This window comes from Pseudomonas sp. LBUM1656, assembly GCF_059716065.1.
This window is the reverse complement of record NZ_CP166800.1, coordinates 6,250,094-6,265,533: the sequence shown is the minus strand read 5'-3', so window position 1 is coordinate 6,265,533 and position 15,440 is coordinate 6,250,094. Positions and strand designations below refer to the sequence as shown.

17 protein-coding genes and 1 pseudogene are annotated in these 15,440 nt (G+C 59.4%); 4 read left to right on the top strand and 14 right to left on the bottom strand.

Translation table 11 applies throughout. The features are described 5' to 3' along the window. Positions 1–109: 109 nt before the first annotated feature. Complete coding sequence (locus tag ACA072_RS28495; RefSeq protein WP_497622084.1) at positions 110–967, top strand: SDR family oxidoreductase; 858 nt, start codon at positions 110–112, stop codon at positions 965–967. Positions 968–1,102: 135 nt separating this feature from the next. On the opposite strand, the gene ACA072_RS28490 is transcribed toward ACA072_RS28495, so the two are convergent. From ACA072_RS28490 to ACA072_RS28465, 6 genes are all read right to left on the bottom strand, one after another. After that, positions 1,103–1,843 (bottom strand): hypothetical protein, encoded by a 741-nt coding sequence (locus ACA072_RS28490; protein ID WP_497622082.1) that lies wholly within the window; start codon positions 1,841–1,843, stop codon positions 1,103–1,105. Between the two features lie 56 nt (positions 1,844–1,899). Beyond that, the gene (locus ACA072_RS28485) at positions 1,900–2,280 is read right to left on the bottom strand and encodes a RidA family protein (protein ID WP_003229509.1); all 381 of its coding nucleotides are present in this window, start codon (positions 2,278–2,280) and stop codon (positions 1,900–1,902) included. A gap of 37 nt (positions 2,281–2,317) precedes the next feature. Beyond that, the gene (spoT, locus tag ACA072_RS28480; protein WP_438658591.1) at positions 2,318–4,423 is read right to left on the bottom strand and encodes a bifunctional GTP diphosphokinase/guanosine-3',5'-bis pyrophosphate 3'-pyrophosphohydrolase; all 2,106 of its coding nucleotides are present in this window, start codon (positions 4,421–4,423) and stop codon (positions 2,318–2,320) included. Between the two features lie 57 nt (positions 4,424–4,480). After that, positions 4,481–4,744 carry a DNA-directed RNA polymerase subunit omega gene (rpoZ, locus tag ACA072_RS28475; protein ID WP_007894670.1) on the bottom strand — a complete coding sequence of 88 codons (264 nt, stop codon included), beginning with the start codon at positions 4,742–4,744 and terminating at the stop codon, positions 4,481–4,483. Positions 4,745–4,911: 167 nt separating this feature from the next. Further along, positions 4,912–5,532 carry a guanylate kinase gene (gene gmk, locus ACA072_RS28470; protein WP_010465215.1) on the bottom strand — a complete coding sequence of 207 codons (621 nt, stop codon included), beginning with the start codon at positions 5,530–5,532 and terminating at the stop codon, positions 4,912–4,914. Positions 5,533–5,544: 12 nt separating this feature from the next. Further along, on the bottom strand, positions 5,545–6,408 hold the full coding sequence (locus tag ACA072_RS28465; RefSeq protein WP_033059347.1) for a YicC/YloC family endoribonuclease: 864 nt from the start codon (positions 6,406–6,408) through the stop codon (positions 5,545–5,547). Between the two features lie 279 nt (positions 6,409–6,687). Between ACA072_RS28465 and rph the strand changes: the two genes are divergently transcribed. Continuing rightward, the gene (gene rph, locus ACA072_RS28460) at positions 6,688–7,410 is read left to right on the top strand and encodes a ribonuclease PH (protein WP_010465211.1); all 723 of its coding nucleotides are present in this window, start codon (positions 6,688–6,690) and stop codon (positions 7,408–7,410) included. A 27-nt stretch (positions 7,411–7,437) separates the two neighbouring features. Beyond that, positions 7,438–7,806, top strand: coding sequence for a DUF4870 domain-containing protein (locus ACA072_RS28455; RefSeq protein WP_102594927.1), 369 nt, complete (start codon positions 7,438–7,440; stop codon positions 7,804–7,806). Between the two features lie 176 nt (positions 7,807–7,982). Here the strand turns inward: ACA072_RS28455 and crc are convergent, their stop codons facing one another. Beyond that, positions 7,983–8,762 (bottom strand): catabolite repression control protein Crc, encoded by a 780-nt coding sequence (gene crc, locus ACA072_RS28450; RefSeq protein WP_007934608.1) that lies wholly within the window; start codon positions 8,760–8,762, stop codon positions 7,983–7,985. An 82-nt stretch (positions 8,763–8,844) separates the two neighbouring features. Here crc and pyrE point away from each other — a divergent pair, with 82 nt between their 5' ends. Next, entirely contained in the window at positions 8,845–9,489 is a 645-nt protein-coding gene (gene pyrE / locus ACA072_RS28445; RefSeq protein ID WP_497622078.1) for an orotate phosphoribosyltransferase, read from the top strand. A gap of 156 nt (positions 9,490–9,645) precedes the next feature. Here the strand turns inward: pyrE and ACA072_RS28440 are convergent, their stop codons facing one another. The 7 genes and pseudogenes from ACA072_RS28440 to coaBC form a co-directional block, all read right to left on the bottom strand. Next, complete coding sequence (locus ACA072_RS28440) at positions 9,646–10,029, bottom strand: hypothetical protein (RefSeq protein WP_497622076.1); 384 nt, start codon at positions 10,027–10,029, stop codon at positions 9,646–9,648. Continuing rightward, positions 10,016–10,588 carry a hypothetical protein gene (locus ACA072_RS28435; protein WP_497622075.1) on the bottom strand — a complete coding sequence of 191 codons (573 nt, stop codon included), beginning with the start codon at positions 10,586–10,588 and terminating at the stop codon, positions 10,016–10,018. The genes ACA072_RS28440 and ACA072_RS28435 overlap by 14 nt, the downstream gene beginning before the upstream one ends. A gap of 17 nt (positions 10,589–10,605) precedes the next feature. Beyond that, positions 10,606–10,818 carry a hypothetical protein gene (locus tag ACA072_RS28430; protein WP_497622074.1) on the bottom strand — a complete coding sequence of 71 codons (213 nt, stop codon included), beginning with the start codon at positions 10,816–10,818 and terminating at the stop codon, positions 10,606–10,608. A gap of 190 nt (positions 10,819–11,008) precedes the next feature. Then, entirely contained in the window at positions 11,009–11,914 is a 906-nt protein-coding gene (argB, locus tag ACA072_RS28425; RefSeq protein WP_008007602.1) for an acetylglutamate kinase, read from the bottom strand. Between the two features lie 39 nt (positions 11,915–11,953). Then, positions 11,954–13,357: pseudogene (locus ACA072_RS28420) on the bottom strand (phosphomannomutase/phosphoglucomutase); the annotation flags it as partial. A 302-nt stretch (positions 13,358–13,659) separates the two neighbouring features. Continuing rightward, complete coding sequence (gene dut, locus ACA072_RS28415; RefSeq protein WP_109626720.1) at positions 13,660–14,115, bottom strand: dUTP diphosphatase; 456 nt, start codon at positions 14,113–14,115, stop codon at positions 13,660–13,662. A gap of 5 nt (positions 14,116–14,120) precedes the next feature. Then, on the bottom strand, positions 14,121–15,329 hold the full coding sequence (coaBC, locus tag ACA072_RS28410; protein ID WP_497625051.1) for a bifunctional phosphopantothenoylcysteine decarboxylase/phosphopantothenate--cysteine ligase CoaBC: 1,209 nt from the start codon (positions 15,327–15,329) through the stop codon (positions 14,121–14,123). Positions 15,330–15,440: the final 111 nt, after the last annotated feature.

Genomic DNA, 15,440 nt, shown 5'->3' with positions numbered 1-15,440 from the left:
TGCAAGTAATTCTTGTTAACAAAAGTAATAGAGTATCTTTTTTTCCTTGATTGCTAGCCGCTCGTCCTTTACCGGCGCTAGTCTGTGCCTTTCTGATGGGAGTTTTCTGATGTCTGCGCCTTCTGTTTTGATTGCCGGTTGTGGTGATGTCGGCAGTCGTCTGGCCACGCAATTGCTGTCTTGCGGGTGGGAGGTTCATGGCCTGAGGCGTGACGTCTCGCGCCTGCCCGAGGGGGTCATTGGCGTTGCCGGCGACTTGTTCAATAAGGACTGTCCTGAGACGTGGCCCATCGGTGCGGTGGATTACCTCGTGTATTGCGCGGCGGCTACCGATCACGATGAGGCGGGTTACCGTGCCGCCTATGTCGAGGGCTTGCAGCATGTACTGGAATGGCTGAACGACTATGGGCAGGTGCCAAATCGCTTGCTGTTTGTTTCCAGCAGCAGTGTGTATGGGCAGCAGGAGGGCGAGTGGGTTGACGAGACTTCGCCGACCATTGCAGCAGGCTACTCGGGCCGATTGATGCTGGAGGCTGAACAAGTGGCACTCCAGAGCGGCATCCCGGCGAGCATCGTGCGCTTGACCGGCATTTACGGCCCCGGCCGCGAATGGCTGCTGACCCAGGTGCGTCGCGGCTATCGCGTGGCCGTTGACCCGCCGCTCTATGGCAACCGCATCCACGCCGATGACGCGGCGGGGTTGATGGCGTTTCTGCTTGAAGCGGATAGGCGCGGGGTCGCGTTGGATGACGTCTATATCGGTGTGGACGACGCACCTGCGCCGCTGGCCGAAGTGGTGGGCTGGTTGCGTGAGTATCTGGGTGTGACTGAATGGGCTGAAGATCAGAGCGTGCGGCGTACGGGCAGCAAGCAATGCAGCAATGCGCGGGCGAAGGCCTTGGGCTGGACGCCGAAGTACCCAACCTATCGCGAAGGCTACGCCGCGATTCTCGAAGGTCGCGGCTGACTCCCTGTCCCCACATACAACTGTAGGAGCCGGCTTGCTGGCGATGAGGCCGTAACATCCAACATCTCTGTTGGCTGATACACCGCCATCGCCAGCAAGCCGGCTCCTACATTGGTTTTGCGTGGGGCTTGCGGGTTACTGCTTTTCCAGCAACCACTTGCGCTCACCCGGCGTGAACTGAGGCATTTCATCCGCCTGCGCCGTGTTCACCGCCTGCACAATTTCCAGCTCCTTGCCCTTGCGCGCAAAGATCCAGGTATTGCCTTGGCCGTTCACTTGCAGCCACATGTTGTCATTGCCACCGCTCATCGACGCGCAATCGCCCGCCAGGCACAGGGCATAACGATCGGCACCCGGCAGGCCGGCAACTTGGCCGTCAGCCTGGAACTGCACGGTATTGCCTTCGCCCGGACCGTTGACGATTTTCCAGCTGCCGCCCATGTAGGCGGTGTACAGCGCGCGTTCGAAGCTCGCGCCAATCGGTGCGCCATCGGGCACTGGAATCAGCGCGCGATCGAAGACCTGCTCCGGCTCGTTTTCGCTGGCGGCCTGGCTCAGTTGCTTGCCGTCGCGCTTCAGCTCGCTGGCGGAGCTGCCATAAAAGTCGACTTTCCAGGCGCCGGACTCTTCGCCCAGCAGCTTGCCGTCGACGTTTTCAAAACCGTTGGTGTAGCGGGCCTGAGCGGCCTTGGTGTTGACGTCCCATTCCAGGTTCGGGCCGTAAGCCTGGAGCGCTTCACGCAGGGGGCCGCCTTTGGACGCAGCGTCGATCGCCACCTGATTGATCCAGGTGCCGCTGATGTCACGGTCGGCAGGGTTGCTGGCACAACCGCCCAAGAGAAGGGCGACCAGCGAGAGAGCTAGCGCTTGGCGCATGGTGGAATCCTTTCAGAAACGAAGTCGGCGCAACCTGAAAGGCTGCGCCGGATGTATTACTCGATGACCAGAATGGCATCCATTTCAACCTGCGAACCCTTTGGCAGGGCAGCTACGCCGATGGCGGCGCGGGCAGGGTATGGCTGGTCAAAGTACTTGCCCATGATCTCGTTGACCTTGGCGAAGTGGCTCAGGTCGGTGAGGAAGATGTTCAGTTTGACGATGTCCTTGAACGAACCGCCAGCCGCTTCGGCTACGGCTTTGAGGTTCTCGAACACCTGGACGGTCTGGGCTTCGAAGCCTTCAACCAGTTCCATGGTTTTTGGGTCCAGAGGAATTTGACCCGACATGTAGACGGTATTGCCAGCCTTGATCGCCTGGGAGTAAGTACCGATGGCGGCCGGGGCCTTGTCGCTGGTGATAACAGTCTTGGTCATTGATGACTCCTTGTAATAGGTTGGCTGTGTGGGCGAGCTATGCACGCATGCGGGTGATGCGAATCACTCCGGTCAGTGCGCGCAGTTTCTTGATTACGCGGGCCAGGTGCACGCGGTCGTGCACGCTGACCACCAGTTGGACCACGCTGATGCGACCATCGCGTTCGTCCATGCTGATTTTCTCGATATTGCCGTCGGCCGCGTTGACGCTGCTGGCCAGCAGGGCGATCAGGCCGCGCTGGTGTTCCAGTTCGACGCGCAGCTCGACGTTGAATTCGCCGGTGACATCCTTGGCCCACGAGAGCTGGATGCATTTTTCCGGGTTGTGGCGGATTTCGCTGATGTTGCGGCAGTTGTCCAGGTGCACGACCATGCCTTTGCCCGCAGACAGGTGACCGACAATAGGGTCGCCCGGGATCGGTGTGCAGCACTTGGCGTAGCTGAGCACCAGGCCTTCGGTGCCGCGAATCGCCAGCGGGCCTTCCGGACTTGGCAGCTGTTCGCCTTCGCCGAGCAGGCGGCGCGCGACCACATAGGCCATGCGATTACCCAAGCCGATGTCTTCGAGCAAGTCTTCGATCAGTTCGAGACGGTATTCGGTGAGCATCGCCTTGACGCGGTCGGCCGGTACTTTTTCCAGCGAGCTGTCGAAACCGTTGAGCACCTTGTTCAGCAGGCGTTCGCCAAGGCTGATGGATTCGGAGCGGCGCTGCAGTTTCAGCGCGTGGCGGATGTGGGTCCGCGCCTTGCCGGTGACCACGAAGTTGAGCCACGCCGGGTTTGGCCGCGCGCCGGGAGCGCTGACGATCTCGACCGTGGAGCCGCTTTGCAGCGGTTCGGACAGCGGTGCGAGACGACGATTGATCCGGCAGGCAATGCAGCTGTTGCCCACATCGGTGTGCACCGCGTAAGCGAAGTCGACCGCCGTGGAGCCCTTGGGCAGCTCCATGATCCGGCCCTTGGGCGTAAACACGTAGACCTCGTCCGGGAACAGGTCGATCTTTACACTCTCGATGAATTCCAGCGAGTTGCCAGCTCGCTGCTGCATTTCCAGCACGCCCTTGACCCACTGGCGGGCGCGGGCATGCGTGCCTTTGGGCTGCTCGTCGCCGCTGGATTTGTACAGCCAATGGGCAGCGATGCCGTTGTTGGCCATCTCTTCCATTTCACGGGTGCGGATCTGGATCTCGATCGGAACACCGTGCATGCCGAACAGAGTGGTGTGCAGCGACTGGTAGCCGTTGGCCTTGGGGATCGCGATGTAATCCTTGAAGCGCCCCGGCAACGGTTTGTACAAATTATGCACAGCACCTAGCACGCGGTAGCAGGTATCGACCTTGTCGACGATGATCCGGAACGCATAGACGTCCATGATCTCGTTGAAGGCCCGACGCTTGCCGCGCATTTTCTTGTAGATGCCGTAGAGGTGTTTCTGACGACCGCTGACCTCGCCCTGGATGCCATCGATGGCCAGGCAGTGGCTGAGGGATTCTTCGATCTTGTTGACGATTTCCTTGCGGTTGCCCCGGGCGCGTTTGACTGCCTGGTTGATCCGCGCGGAACGCATCGGGTGCATGGCTTTGAAGCCGAGGTCTTCGAATTCTATGCGGATGGCGTGCATGCCCAGCCGGTTGGCGATGGGCGCATAGATTTCCAGGGTTTCCTTGGCGATCCGCCGGCGTTTTTCACCGGACAGGACTTCCAGCGTGCGCATGTTGTGCAGGCGGTCGGCCAGTTTGACCAGGATCACGCGAATGTCGCGTGCCATGGCCATGGCCATTTTCTGGAAGTTTTCGGCCTGGGCTTCGGCTTTGGTCTCGAAGTTCATTTGGGTCAGTTTGCTGACCCCGTCGACCAGCTCAGCCACGGTTTCGCCGAACTGCGCCTGCAGCGCTTCCTTGGCAATACCGGTGTCTTCGATCACGTCATGCAGCATCGCAGCCATCAGGCTCTGATGGTCCATGTGCATGTCGGCAAGAATATTCGCCACCGCGAGAGGATGCGTGACGTACGCCTCACCGCTGCGGCGGCGTTGGCCGTCGTGGGCTTGTTCGGCGTAGAAATACGCTCGGCGGACCAGATTAACCTGGTCCTTGCCGAGGTAGGTCGATAAGCGATCGGCGAGGGCGTCTATGCTCGGCATGATAACTCCTGCCGTTCGCTGTGACCCCGCGCCGTGCTACGTCGACCAGGCATAGGCTTAGACGGCCTCGTTGGACTCGTCCTCGAACGCTGCGAACAGCGGTTCGTCTTCGACGATTTCAGCATTGGCGATGAACTCGTAGCTCATCAGGCCTTCAGCGATTTCACGCAAGGCTACAACGGTAGGCTTGTCGTTTTCCCACTGAACCAGTGGCTCTTTGCCGCCGGTGGCCAGTTGACGGGCACGCTTGGTGGACAGCATGACCAGCTCAAAACGGTTTTCCACGTGGTTCAGGCAGTCTTCAACGGTTACGCGGGCCATGGTATTCCTCGGAGCGAATGCAATATGCGCGCTGCCCGGGTGGGCGAGCGGACTGAACAGTTTAAAAAATCACCAGCGATTAGGGAAGCGCTGATTTTTTGACCAAGCCCTTCAACGCGCTGCAAGTGCCAATGTAAAGCCCTTGCAGCGGTTTTGGGAAGGGCTGATTAGCCGAGCAATTCAGCCAAAAGTTTTCCGTTACGCTGCTGCTGACGCTTCTGATGCAGCTGATTGGCACGGAAAATCGCCTGCAAATCCTTCAGGGCGTGGGCGAAATCGTCGTTGATGATCAGGTAGTCGTAGTCGACGTAGTGACTCATTTCGCTGACGGCTTCGCGCATCCGGCCTTCGATGACTTCGTCGCTGTCCTGACCGCGATTGTTCAGACGTTGATGCAAGGCTTGCAGCGACGGCGGCAGAATGAAGATCGAGCGGGCCTGGGGCATCAACTTGCGCACCTGCTCGGCCCCCTGCCAGTCGATTTCCAGAATCAGGTCGTGGCCTTCGTCCAGGGTCTGCTGCAGGTGGCTTTGCGAGGTGCCGTAGAGGTTGCCGAATACCTCGGCGCGCTCAAGGAAGTCTCCGTGCTCGATCATCTTCACGAACTCGCCGCGTTCGACGAAGTGATAGTTCACGCCGTTCACTTCACCGGGGCGCATGGCGCGGGTGGTGTGGGAGACCGAGACGCGGATCTCCTGGTCAGCGTCGGTCAGGGCCTTGACCAGGCTGCTCTTGCCCGCACCCGAGGGGGCGGAAATGATGTACAGGGTGCCGGTGCTGTGGGTCATGTCAGGGTTGCCTTACTCAATATTCTGCACTTGTTCGCGCATCTGCTCGATCAACACTTTGAGGTTGACCGCCGCTTGGGTGCTGCGCGGGTCGAAGGCTTTGGAGCCCAGTGTGTTGGCTTCGCGATTGAGCTCCTGCATCAGGAAGTCCAGGCGCCGACCGGCAGCGCCGCCGGATTTGAGCACCCGGCGAACTTCGATGATGTGAGTGCTCAGGCGATCCAGTTCTTCGGCGACGTCGCTTTTCTGCGCGAGCATGACCATTTCCTGCTCCAGCCGCTGCGGATCCATCTCGGCCTTCATGTCGGCAAAGCGGTCGAGGACTTTCTGGCGCTGGGTGGCGAGCATCTGCGGGACCAGTTCACGCAGGGTCACCACGTCTTCTTCAATGGAGGTCAGGCGATCGTTGATCAACCGTGCCAGCTCCGCGCCTTCGCGCTCGCGGCCAGCCTTGAGTTCTTTCAGGCCTTCATTGAACAGCGCCAGTGCTTCGGCATTCAGGGCTTGCGGGTCGGTGGCGTCGCCCACCAGCACGCCGGGCCAGGCCAACACTTCAAGCGGGTTCAGCGCCGCCGGATTCTTGATCAGGCTGGCGATGGTTTCGGCAGCGGCAACCAATTGTGCGGCGCGCTCGCGGTCCACTTGCAGTGGTTTGTCGGTGTTTTCTTCGGTGAAGCGCAGGGTGCATTCGAGCTTGCCCCGGGAGATGCCCTGGCGCAGCGCTTCGCGGACCGCACCTTCGAGGTCGCGAAACGACTCCGGCAGGCGCAGGTGGGGTTCCAGGTAGCGGCTGTTGACCGAGCGCAATTCCCAGCTCAGGGTGCCTTGGGCGCCGGCTTTTTCAACGCGGGCGAAGGCGGTCATGCTGTGCACCATGGAGGTACCTCGCAATTCAGGTTTGCGTTACCAAAGGTTTCGCAAGACCCGATATCTGTGAATTAAAGCCGACAGGCAGCAAAGGCGCAGGATTGTAGCGCAGTGGGGCGGATGCGCCCAAACACACGGAGTGACAAAGGGCTGCAGGCCGTCGGTAAAGTGCTGTTCTAAGCTCTAGTCAGCGCCTTCAATCGTCGGGCAGATTTTTTAGAAGTGCCCAGTCTTGGCGCGCGGCTCTATAATGCTCGGCAGTTTTCCGTCCCCGTACAGGTATTCCCTATGAAACGTCCAAGTGGTCGCGCTGCCGATCAGCTCCGCTCGATCCGCATTACCCGCAACTACACCAAACACGCCGAGGGATCTGTACTGGTCGAGTTCGGTGATACCAAAGTCATCTGCACCGTCAGCGTCGAAAACGGCGTGCCACGTTTCCTCAAGGGGCAGGGCCAAGGCTGGTTGACCGCCGAATACGGCATGCTGCCGCGCGCCACTGGCGAGCGTAACCAGCGTGAAGCCAGCCGTGGCAAACAAGGCGGCCGCACCCTGGAAATCCAGCGTCTGATCGGTCGCTCCCTGCGCGCTTCGCTGGACATGTCCAAGCTGGGCGACGTCACCCTCTACGTTGACTGCGACGTGATCCAGGCTGACGGCGGCACCCGCACCGCGTCCATCACCGGCGCCATGGTTGCACTGGTCGATGCCTTGAAAGTGATCAAGAAGCGCGGCGGCCTGAAAGGCGGCGACCCGTTGAAGCAAATGATCGCTGCTGTTTCGGTGGGCATGTACCAGGGCGAGCCGGTGCTCGACCTCGACTACCTGGAAGACTCGGCTGCCGAGACTGACCTGAACGTCGTGATGACCAGCACTGGCGGCTTCATCGAAGTTCAGGGCACTGCCGAAGGCGCACCGTTCCAGCCGGAAGAGCTGAACGCTATGCTTGAACTGGCGAAGAAAGGCATGACCGAGATCTTCGAACTGCAAAAGGCCGCACTGGCCGACTGATCGGATGTTCCACGCAAGGAGGACACCATGAGTGACGAGCAGCAGCTACTTCCCATCCCGAGCAAAGAAGTTCGGCAGTGGGCAATGTTTTGTCACTTGTCCGCCTTGCTGGGGATCTGGATTCCGTTCGGAACGCTGATCGGCCCGTTGATTCTCTGGCAGATGAAGCGCGAGATGGACCCGTTTGTCGATGCCCAGGGCAAGGAGGCGCTGAACTTTCAGATCACCGTCGCCATTGCCTCCGCCATCTGCTTCCTGCTGATGGTGGTGATCATCGGGTTCTTCCTGTTTGGTCTGGTGGCGATTGGTGCGTTGGTGCTGACGATCATCGGTGGCGTGAAAGCCAATGAGGGGGTGCCTTATCGGTATCCGTTCACCTGGCGGTTGATCAAGTAAGCCCCGACACAGATCTCTATGTGGGAGCGGGCTTGCTCGCGAAAGCGGTGGGTCAGTCAACTTCAATGTTGAATGTTAAACCGCCTTCGCGAGCAAGCCCGCTCCCACAATAGAAAACCAGCGCGCACAAAAAAGCCGACACTGCTGTCGGCTTTTTTGTGTCTGCGAAATAACGCTTAGATGGTCAGCGTCCAGTCGTAGTCCACGATCAGCGGTGCATGTTGCGAGAACCGTGGCTGACGTGGCAAGCGTGCGCTGCGTACGAAGCGACGCAGGCCCGGAGTCAGCAACTGATAGTCGAAACGCCAACCGAGGTTGAGCATTTCAGCCTGTTCGTTATCCGGCCACCAGCTGTACTGGTCGCCTTCACGGCTGACTTCACGCAGGGCATCGACATAACCCATGTTGCCGACAATCTCGTCCATCCAGGCACGTTCAGGTGCCAGGAAGCCCGGGGATTGCTGGCTGTCACGCCAGTTCTTGATATCCAGCTTCTGTTGCGCCACGTACAGCGAGCCACAATAAATGTACTCGCGACGTTTGCGTCGCTGTTTATCCAGATAACGGGCGAAGTCGTCCATTAGCTTGAACTTCTGGTTCAAGTCTTCATCGCCGTTCTGCCCCGAAGGGAGCAGCAAGGTCGCGATGCTGACCTTGTCGAAATCGGCTTGCAGGTAGCGCCCGTAGCGGTCGGCCGTCTCGAAGCCGAGACCGCTGATGACTGCCTTCGGTTGCAACCGCGAATACAAAGCCACGCCACCCTGGGCGGGAACTTCGGCTTCGCAGGCATAAAGGAAGTAGCCATCCAGTTGGAAGGCTGGATCGTCCAGTTCAAAGGCGGAGGCGCGGGTGTCCTGCAGGCAGATGACGTCGGCATTCTGTGCTTGCAGCCAACTGAGCAAACCTCGCTCCACTGCAGCCTGAATACCATTGACGTTCACACTGATGATCCGCATAAATGGCCCCAAAAATCGCGTGCGTGTATGATACACGGCGTCAACCTAATTAGCTAAATCCGTGGTATTTGGGGTTTTTTTCATGCAAGCGTATCAGCGCGATTTCATTCGTTTTGCCATCGATCGCGGCGTTTTGCGCTTCGGCGAGTTCACCCTGAAGTCCGGACGCACCAGTCCTTACTTCTTCAATGCCGGCCTGTTCAACTCGGGTTCGGCCCTGGCGCAGCTGGGTCGTTTCTACGCGGCAGCCATCGTCGAGAGCGGTATTTCGTTCGACGTACTGTTTGGCCCTGCGTACAAAGGCATCCCTTTGGCGGCGACCACTGCGGTGGCCCTGGCCGAACACCACGACCGTGACCTGCCATGGTGCTTCAACCGCAAAGAGGCCAAGGCCCACGGCGAAGGCGGCAGCCTCGTTGGCGCCCCGTTGAGCGGCGAAGTGCTGATCATCGACGACGTGATCACCGCGGGCACCGCCATCCGCGAAGTGATGCAGATCATCGCTTCCCAGGACGGCGCCAAGGCTGCGGGCGTGTTGATCGCCCTGAACCGTCAGGAGCGTGGCAACGGCGAGTTGTCGGCGATCCAGGAAGTGGAGCGTGATTTCGGCATTCCGGTGATCAGCATTGTTTCGCTGAACCAGGTGCTCGAATTCCTGGCAGATGATCCACAACTCAAGCAACACCTGCCAGCGGTTGAAGCCTACCGCGCCCAGTTCGGCGTTTAACCGCTATCCCCCTGTGGGAGAGGGCTTGCTCGCGAAGAGGTCATCACATTCGACATCTTCGTTGACTGCTACACCGCTTTCGCGAGCAAGCCGCTCCCACAGGGGATAAAAAAGACCCCGCTCAGGCAGGCTGAGCGGGGTCTTTTGTTTTTACCGTTAGCGAAGCCTTCGCCATTTTCCAATCAGCTTTAGTGCCAATCCCAAGTTGAACAACGCAAACACCAGCAGCGCCAGGACGACCATCACGTAAAGCGTTCGATCCACGTCGAAATCCCACAGATCCAGTGTGCTGCTGCTGATGACTCGCACGGCGGCCGGTAGATTGACGTAGAACAGCGCCATGAACGCGCTGGTCATGGGCAATGCGCAGGCGAGCAAGACATTGATCACCTTTGCCCTACTGCGTTTTCTGGCCTGCTGGCCTGATTGGCTTTCATCCAGCTCCAGCGCTTCATGCAGCCTTGGCCAAGCCAGGTTGAACATGAAGGTGGTCAGGGTCAGCAGCAAGCCGCTGACCGCGACGATGTCACTGAACGGCATTCAGGCCGAGTGTCTGGCACAACAGCGCGTGGGAGTCTTCGCTTATCTCGAATTGCCCGGCACTGCCTTTACGCTTGATGATGGGTTTGAAGGTCGGCTCGTTCTGTGTGATCAGCATGTTCAGTTCATCGCGGATGACATCCGAACTGATCACCACCAGATACACCGTCTGAGCATGTTCCGCAGACTCGATCACTGCTCGCATGCTGTGTCGCAAGATCTCGTCCAGTTGGTTGCGAAAGCGTGAGACCGTGTTTTTCAGCAGGGTTTTGCTTTGGCTTTGGGTCAGCTGGAAGATCGTCGATATCTGCGATTCAGTCGGCAAGGTCTGCCCGAAATAGCTCTGAATCAGATACAGCAGGCGATCCTGCTTGGCCTCATCCGCTCTGCTGGGCATGCCTCCTTCGACCAGCATTTTCAAGTATTCGGTCAGACTCGCCTTGGCTATTCGCTGTAGGGCGTGAGCGATTTCGCTGTCGGAAATCCTCAAAGTCTTTTTGACCGGTTCCTTTTGCTCCTGCTCGAAAGCCTGGGCGTCGATCGTGAACGAGATCTGCATGGCTCAGCCTCCCGTGGTTATTTGGAAGGCTCGTCTGGGTACGGATCTGCGACGGCGTCGCCTTGGCCTGTGAGGATATTCCAGCCATTGAGGACGTGAGTGCTTGGTTTGAAGTCTGGGCACGGCGGAAGCGAAGTCTTCGACTGATTGGTGTATTCACGTCCGCAGTCTGCGCACTCATAAGTGCCTGCGGATACATCGCTGCCGTAGGGAACGTGGTCTTTTTGCATGGGGAAGATCTCCAGTGGATTCACGGAAGATCCTAAGCGGATGTATGCCGGCGGGATGTCGGACGTTTCGCTGAGTCAGGTCGGACGTTTCCGGCGCGCATAAAAAAGATCGCAGACTTCGTCAGCGCCTACAGAATATTCGTACATCCGTAGGTGCCGGCGAAGGCTGCGATCTTTTGCCGTTCTTGAATCAGTGACGCTTGCGATTGCTGATCAAAGTTCCCACACCGGTATCGGTGAAGATCTCAAGCAGAATCGCATTCGGAACCCGACCATCGATGATCAACGAACTGCCGACGCCGCCCTGAACCGCTTCCAGCGCGCAACGGATCTTCGGCAGCATGCCGCCGTAGATGGTGCCGTCAGCGATCAGGTCGTCGACTTGCTGGGTGGTCAGGCCGGTGAGGACCGTGCCCGACTTGTCCATCAGGCCGGCGATGTTGGTCAGCAGCATCAGCTTTTCAGCCTTCAGCGCTTCGGCCACTTTACCAGCCACCAGGTCAGCGTTGATGTTGTACGACTCGCCGTTGGCGCCGACGCCGATCGGCGCGATCACCGGAATGAAGTCACCTTTGACCAGCAGGTTCAGCAGGTCGGTGTTGATCCCGACCACTTCGCCCACCTGGCCGATGTCGATGATTTCCGGTTGGGTCATCTCTGGCGTCTGACGGGTAACGGTGAGTTTCTTAGCACGAATCAGCTCGGCATCTTTACCGGTCAGGCCGATGGCGCTGCCGCCATGACGGTTGATCAGGTTGACGATGTCCTTGTTGACCTGGCCGCCGAGGACCATTTCCACCACGTCCATGGTTTGCGCGTCAGTCACGCGCATGCCATCGATGAAGTGGCTTTCGATCGACAGACGCTTAAGCAGGTCGCCGATTTGCGGGCCGCCGCCGTGAACCACCACCGGGTTGATGCCAACGGCTTTCATCAGCACGATGTCGCGGGCGAAGCCGGTTTTCAGCTCCTCGCTTTCCATCGCGTTGCCGCCGTATTTGATCACCAGCGTCTTGCCGACATAGCGGCGAATGTAAGGCAACGCTTCGGACAGGACCTTGGCGGTGTTGGCGGCGGCTTCGCGTTCGAGGGTCATTCAGGGCTCCGGCACTTCGATAAAAGGCGCTTCAATAAATCAAAACGGTAGTTGGAGATCAGGTGCAACACGCTTCAACTGGACTTTGAAAACGTCCTTGATGCGCTGCAATTCCGCCTCGTCATCAGCCTCGAAGCGCAGCACCAGCACCGGTGTGGTGTTGGACGCGCGCACCAGGCCCCAGCCTTTGGCGTAGTCGACTCGCACGCCGTCAATGGTGGTCAGGTCGGCGCCTTCGCCCCACTTCGCGTCGTGCAATGCATCAATGATGCTGAATTTGCTCTCTTCGGTCACATGGATATTGATTTCCGGCGTAGAAATATCGTTCGGGAAGGTCGCAAACAGCTCTTCCGCGGTGGATTTTTCCTTGCTGAGGATCTCCAGCAGACGCGCAGCGCTGTAAATGCCGTCATCAAAACCGAACCAGCGCTCCTTGAAGAAGATGTGCCCGCTCATTTCGCCGGCCAACAGGGCGCCGGTTTGTTTCATTTTCTTTTTGATCAACGAGTGACCGGTCTTCCACATTAGCGGACGACCACCGTATTCCTTGATCAGCGGCGTCAGGCGACGGGTGCATTTGACGTCGAAGATGATTTCCGCGTCAGCGTTGCGCGCCAGCACGTCGCGGGCGAACAGCATCAGCAGGCGGTCCGGGTAGACGATGCTGCCGGTGTTGGTCACCACGCCGACGCGGTCGCCGTCGCCGTCGAAGGCCAGGCCGAGGTCGGCGTCGGTTTCCTTGACCTTGGCGATCAGGTCGACGAGGTTTTCAGGCTTGCCCGGGTCCGGGTGGTGGTTCGGGAAGTTGCCGTCGACATCGCAGAACAGCGGGATGACTTCGCAGTTCAGGGCTTCGATCAGTTGCGGGGCGATCACGCCGGCGGCACCGTTACCGCAATCGACCACGACTTTCAGGCGGCGAGCCAGTTTGATGTCCTGGACGATTTCGGTGTTGTAGCGATCGAGGATCTCGACCTGGGTGACGCTGCCCTTGCCGCTGCTCAGGTTGTTGGTCTTGAGGCGTTCGTGCAGGGCCTGGATCTGTTCGTTGGCCAAGGTGTCGCCAGCGATGACGATCTTGAAGCCGTTGTAGTTCGACGGGTTGTGGCTGCCGGTGAGCATCACGCCGGATTTGCCGGCCAGGACGTTGGCGGCGTAGTACAGCGCTGGCGTTGGCACAAGGCCGACGTCGCTGACGTGGCAACCGCTGTCGGCCAAGCCTTTGATCAATTGTTCAACGAGTTCCGGGCCGGAAAGACGGCCGTCGCGGCCAACGGAAACGTTCGGTTCGTTTTGAGCGAGGCTCTGGGCGCCGATAGCGCGACCGAGCCAGTAAGCCGTCTCAGCGTTCAGGAATTCCGGGACGGTGCCGCGGATGTCGTAGGCGCGGAAGATGCTGTCGGGGAACTTGGGGGCGACTTGGGCTGGGGTGCTCATTACTGGAAATGCTCCATCTCGAAGGTGGCTGTACCTGTCTGCGAAGAACTCGTCAGCAGGCGCAAACTGAAGGGTATGACGGCGTTTTCCACTGAGAGTTCGTGGTGTGTAAAGGCCATGCCACCTGCGTTTGCGGGGTAATGACCGGTCAATGCCTTGATTTTGGGGGGCAAACCTTCCAGATGAACGTTGTGCGAATTGTGACGAGGAGGCTTGCTTGCGCTTGGGTGCGCGGCACTCACAAAATCTTGGGGCCGCTTCGCAGCCCAGCGGGAGCAAGCTCCCTCGCCACAGGGTTTTTTATCGGATCAATGGCTGCCGGAATGCCCGAAACCACCGGCGCCGCGCTCGGTTTCAACGAACTCTTCGACCATCTCGAAATGCGCTTGAACCACAGGCACCAAAACCAGTTGAGCCAGACGCTCACCGACCACCATGTTGAAATCAGTCTGGCCACGGTTCCAGCACGAAACCATCAGCGGGCCCTGGTAATCGGAGTCGATCAAACCGACCAGATTACCGAGCACGATGCCGTGCTTATGGCCCAGGCCGGAGCGCGGCAGGATCAGCGCGGCCAGACCCGGATCGCCAATGTAAACGGACAGGCCGGTCGGGATCAGCACGGTTTCACCCGGCTTGATCACAATGTCTTTTTCCAGCATGGCGCGCAGGTCGAGGCCGGCGGAGCCTGGCGTGGCGTACTGCGGCAGCGGGAATTCGGTACCGATGCGGGGGTCGAGGATCTTGGCTTGCAAAGCGTGCATGTAAATTAAACCTGGTTCAGACGTTCGGCGATAAAAGTGATCAGCTGGCGAGCAATCTTGCTCTTGCTGGTCTGGGCGAAAAGTGTGGCGTGTAGCTGGCGGTCGATCACGCTGCATGCGTTTTCTTCGCTGTTGAAGCCAATACTCGGGTTGGCAACGTCGTTGGCGACGATCAGATCGAGGTTTTTGTCTTTCAATTTGCGGGCAGCGTAGTCGAGCAGGTGTTCGGTTTCGGCGGCGAAACCGACACTGAACGGACGGTCGGGGCGCGTGGCGATGGTGGCCAGAATGTCCGGGTTGCGCACCATTTGTAGCAACAAGCCGTCGCCGTTCGTAGGGTCTTTCTTGAGTTTCTGTGGGGCGACGACTTCCGGACGGTAATCCGCGACCGCTGCCGAGGCGATAAACAGGTCGCAAGGGATCGCGGCTTCACAGGCGGCGAGCATGTCGCGAGCGCTGACCACGTCGATGCGGGTGACACGATCCGGCGTCGGCAGGTGCACCGGGCCGGTGATCAGCGTGACGCGGGCGCCGGCTTCCACCGCGGCTTCGGCCAGGGCGAAGCCCATTTTCCCGGAGCTGTGGTTGGTGATGTAGCGCACCGGGTCGATGTTTTCCTGGGTCGGGCCGGCGGTAATCAGCACGTGTTTGCCGGTCAATGCCTGACGTTTGAAGCAGTCCGCCGCGCACTGCGCGAGGTCGGTGGCTTCAAGCATGCGGCCGAGACCGACGTCACCGCAGGCCTGGCTGCCGGACGCCGGGCCAAAGGCTTTGATGTCGCGGCTTTCGAGGATTTGCAGGTTGGCCTGGGTCGCCGGGTCGCGCCACATGGCCTGGTTCATCGCCGGGGCAACGGCAACCACGGCGTCGGTGGCCAGCACCAGCGTGGTCAGCAGATCGTCGGCAATGCCTTGGGCCAGACGGGCGATCAGGTCCGCCGTAGCGGGGGCGATCAGCACCATGTCGGCCCACTTGGCCAGCTCGATGTGGCCCATCGCGGCTTCGGCCGCCGGGTCCAGCAGGTCGAGATGAACCGGGTGGCCGGACAAGGCCTGCATGGTCAACGGGGTGATGAACTCGCTGCCACCACGGGTCATGACCACGCGCACTTCGGCGCCCTGGTCGATCAGGCGGCGAACCAGGTCGGCGCTCTTGTAGGCAGCAATACCGCCGCCGACGCCCAGAACGATGCGTTTCCGATACAGCCGCTGCATAGGTCTGCCTTTCATTTCGTTGATGACTGCGTGGCGATACCCCCTCCCCAGGAGTGAAATCGCTCGCAAAAAAGATGGGCTACGATATCACAGCGACCGCTATGGAACAGC

Excerpts from the sequence above, each read along its gene's own strand:
- ACA072_RS28495 (WP_497622084.1), top strand. The coding sequence starts at position 110 with ATGTCTGCGCCTTCTGTTTTGATTGCCGGTTGTGGTGATGTCGGCAGT.
- ACA072_RS28490 (WP_497622082.1), bottom strand. The coding sequence starts at position 1,843 with ATGCGCCAAGCGCTAGCTCTCTCGCTGGTCGCCCTTCTCTTGGGCGGT.
- ACA072_RS28485 (WP_003229509.1), bottom strand. The coding sequence starts at position 2,280 with ATGACCAAGACTGTTATCACCAGCGACAAGGCCCCGGCCGCCATCGGT.
- spoT (WP_438658591.1), bottom strand. The coding sequence starts at position 4,423 with ATGCCGAGCATAGACGCCCTCGCCGATCGCTTATCGACCTACCTCGGC.
- rpoZ (WP_007894670.1), bottom strand. The coding sequence starts at position 4,744 with ATGGCCCGCGTAACCGTTGAAGACTGCCTGAACCACGTGGAAAACCGT.
- gmk (WP_010465215.1), bottom strand. The coding sequence starts at position 5,532 with ATGACCCACAGCACCGGCACCCTGTACATCATTTCCGCCCCCTCGGGT.
- ACA072_RS28465 (WP_033059347.1), bottom strand. The coding sequence starts at position 6,408 with ATGGTGCACAGCATGACCGCCTTCGCCCGCGTTGAAAAAGCCGGCGCC.
- rph (WP_010465211.1), top strand. The coding sequence starts at position 6,688 with ATGAAACGTCCAAGTGGTCGCGCTGCCGATCAGCTCCGCTCGATCCGC.
- ACA072_RS28455 (WP_102594927.1), top strand. The coding sequence starts at position 7,438 with ATGAGTGACGAGCAGCAGCTACTTCCCATCCCGAGCAAAGAAGTTCGG.
- crc (WP_007934608.1), bottom strand. The coding sequence starts at position 8,762 with ATGCGGATCATCAGTGTGAACGTCAATGGTATTCAGGCTGCAGTGGAG.
- pyrE (WP_497622078.1), top strand. The coding sequence starts at position 8,845 with ATGCAAGCGTATCAGCGCGATTTCATTCGTTTTGCCATCGATCGCGGC.
- ACA072_RS28440 (WP_497622076.1), bottom strand. The coding sequence starts at position 10,029 with ATGCCGTTCAGTGACATCGTCGCGGTCAGCGGCTTGCTGCTGACCCTG.
- ACA072_RS28435 (WP_497622075.1), bottom strand. The coding sequence starts at position 10,588 with ATGCAGATCTCGTTCACGATCGACGCCCAGGCTTTCGAGCAGGAGCAA.
- ACA072_RS28430 (WP_497622074.1), bottom strand. The coding sequence starts at position 10,818 with ATGCAAAAAGACCACGTTCCCTACGGCAGCGATGTATCCGCAGGCACT.
- argB (WP_008007602.1), bottom strand. The coding sequence starts at position 11,914 with ATGACCCTCGAACGCGAAGCCGCCGCCAACACCGCCAAGGTCCTGTCC.
- dut (WP_109626720.1), bottom strand. The coding sequence starts at position 14,115 with ATGCACGCTTTGCAAGCCAAGATCCTCGACCCCCGCATCGGTACCGAA.
- coaBC (WP_497625051.1), bottom strand. The coding sequence starts at position 15,329 with ATGCAGCGGCTGTATCGGAAACGCATCGTTCTGGGCGTCGGCGGCGGT.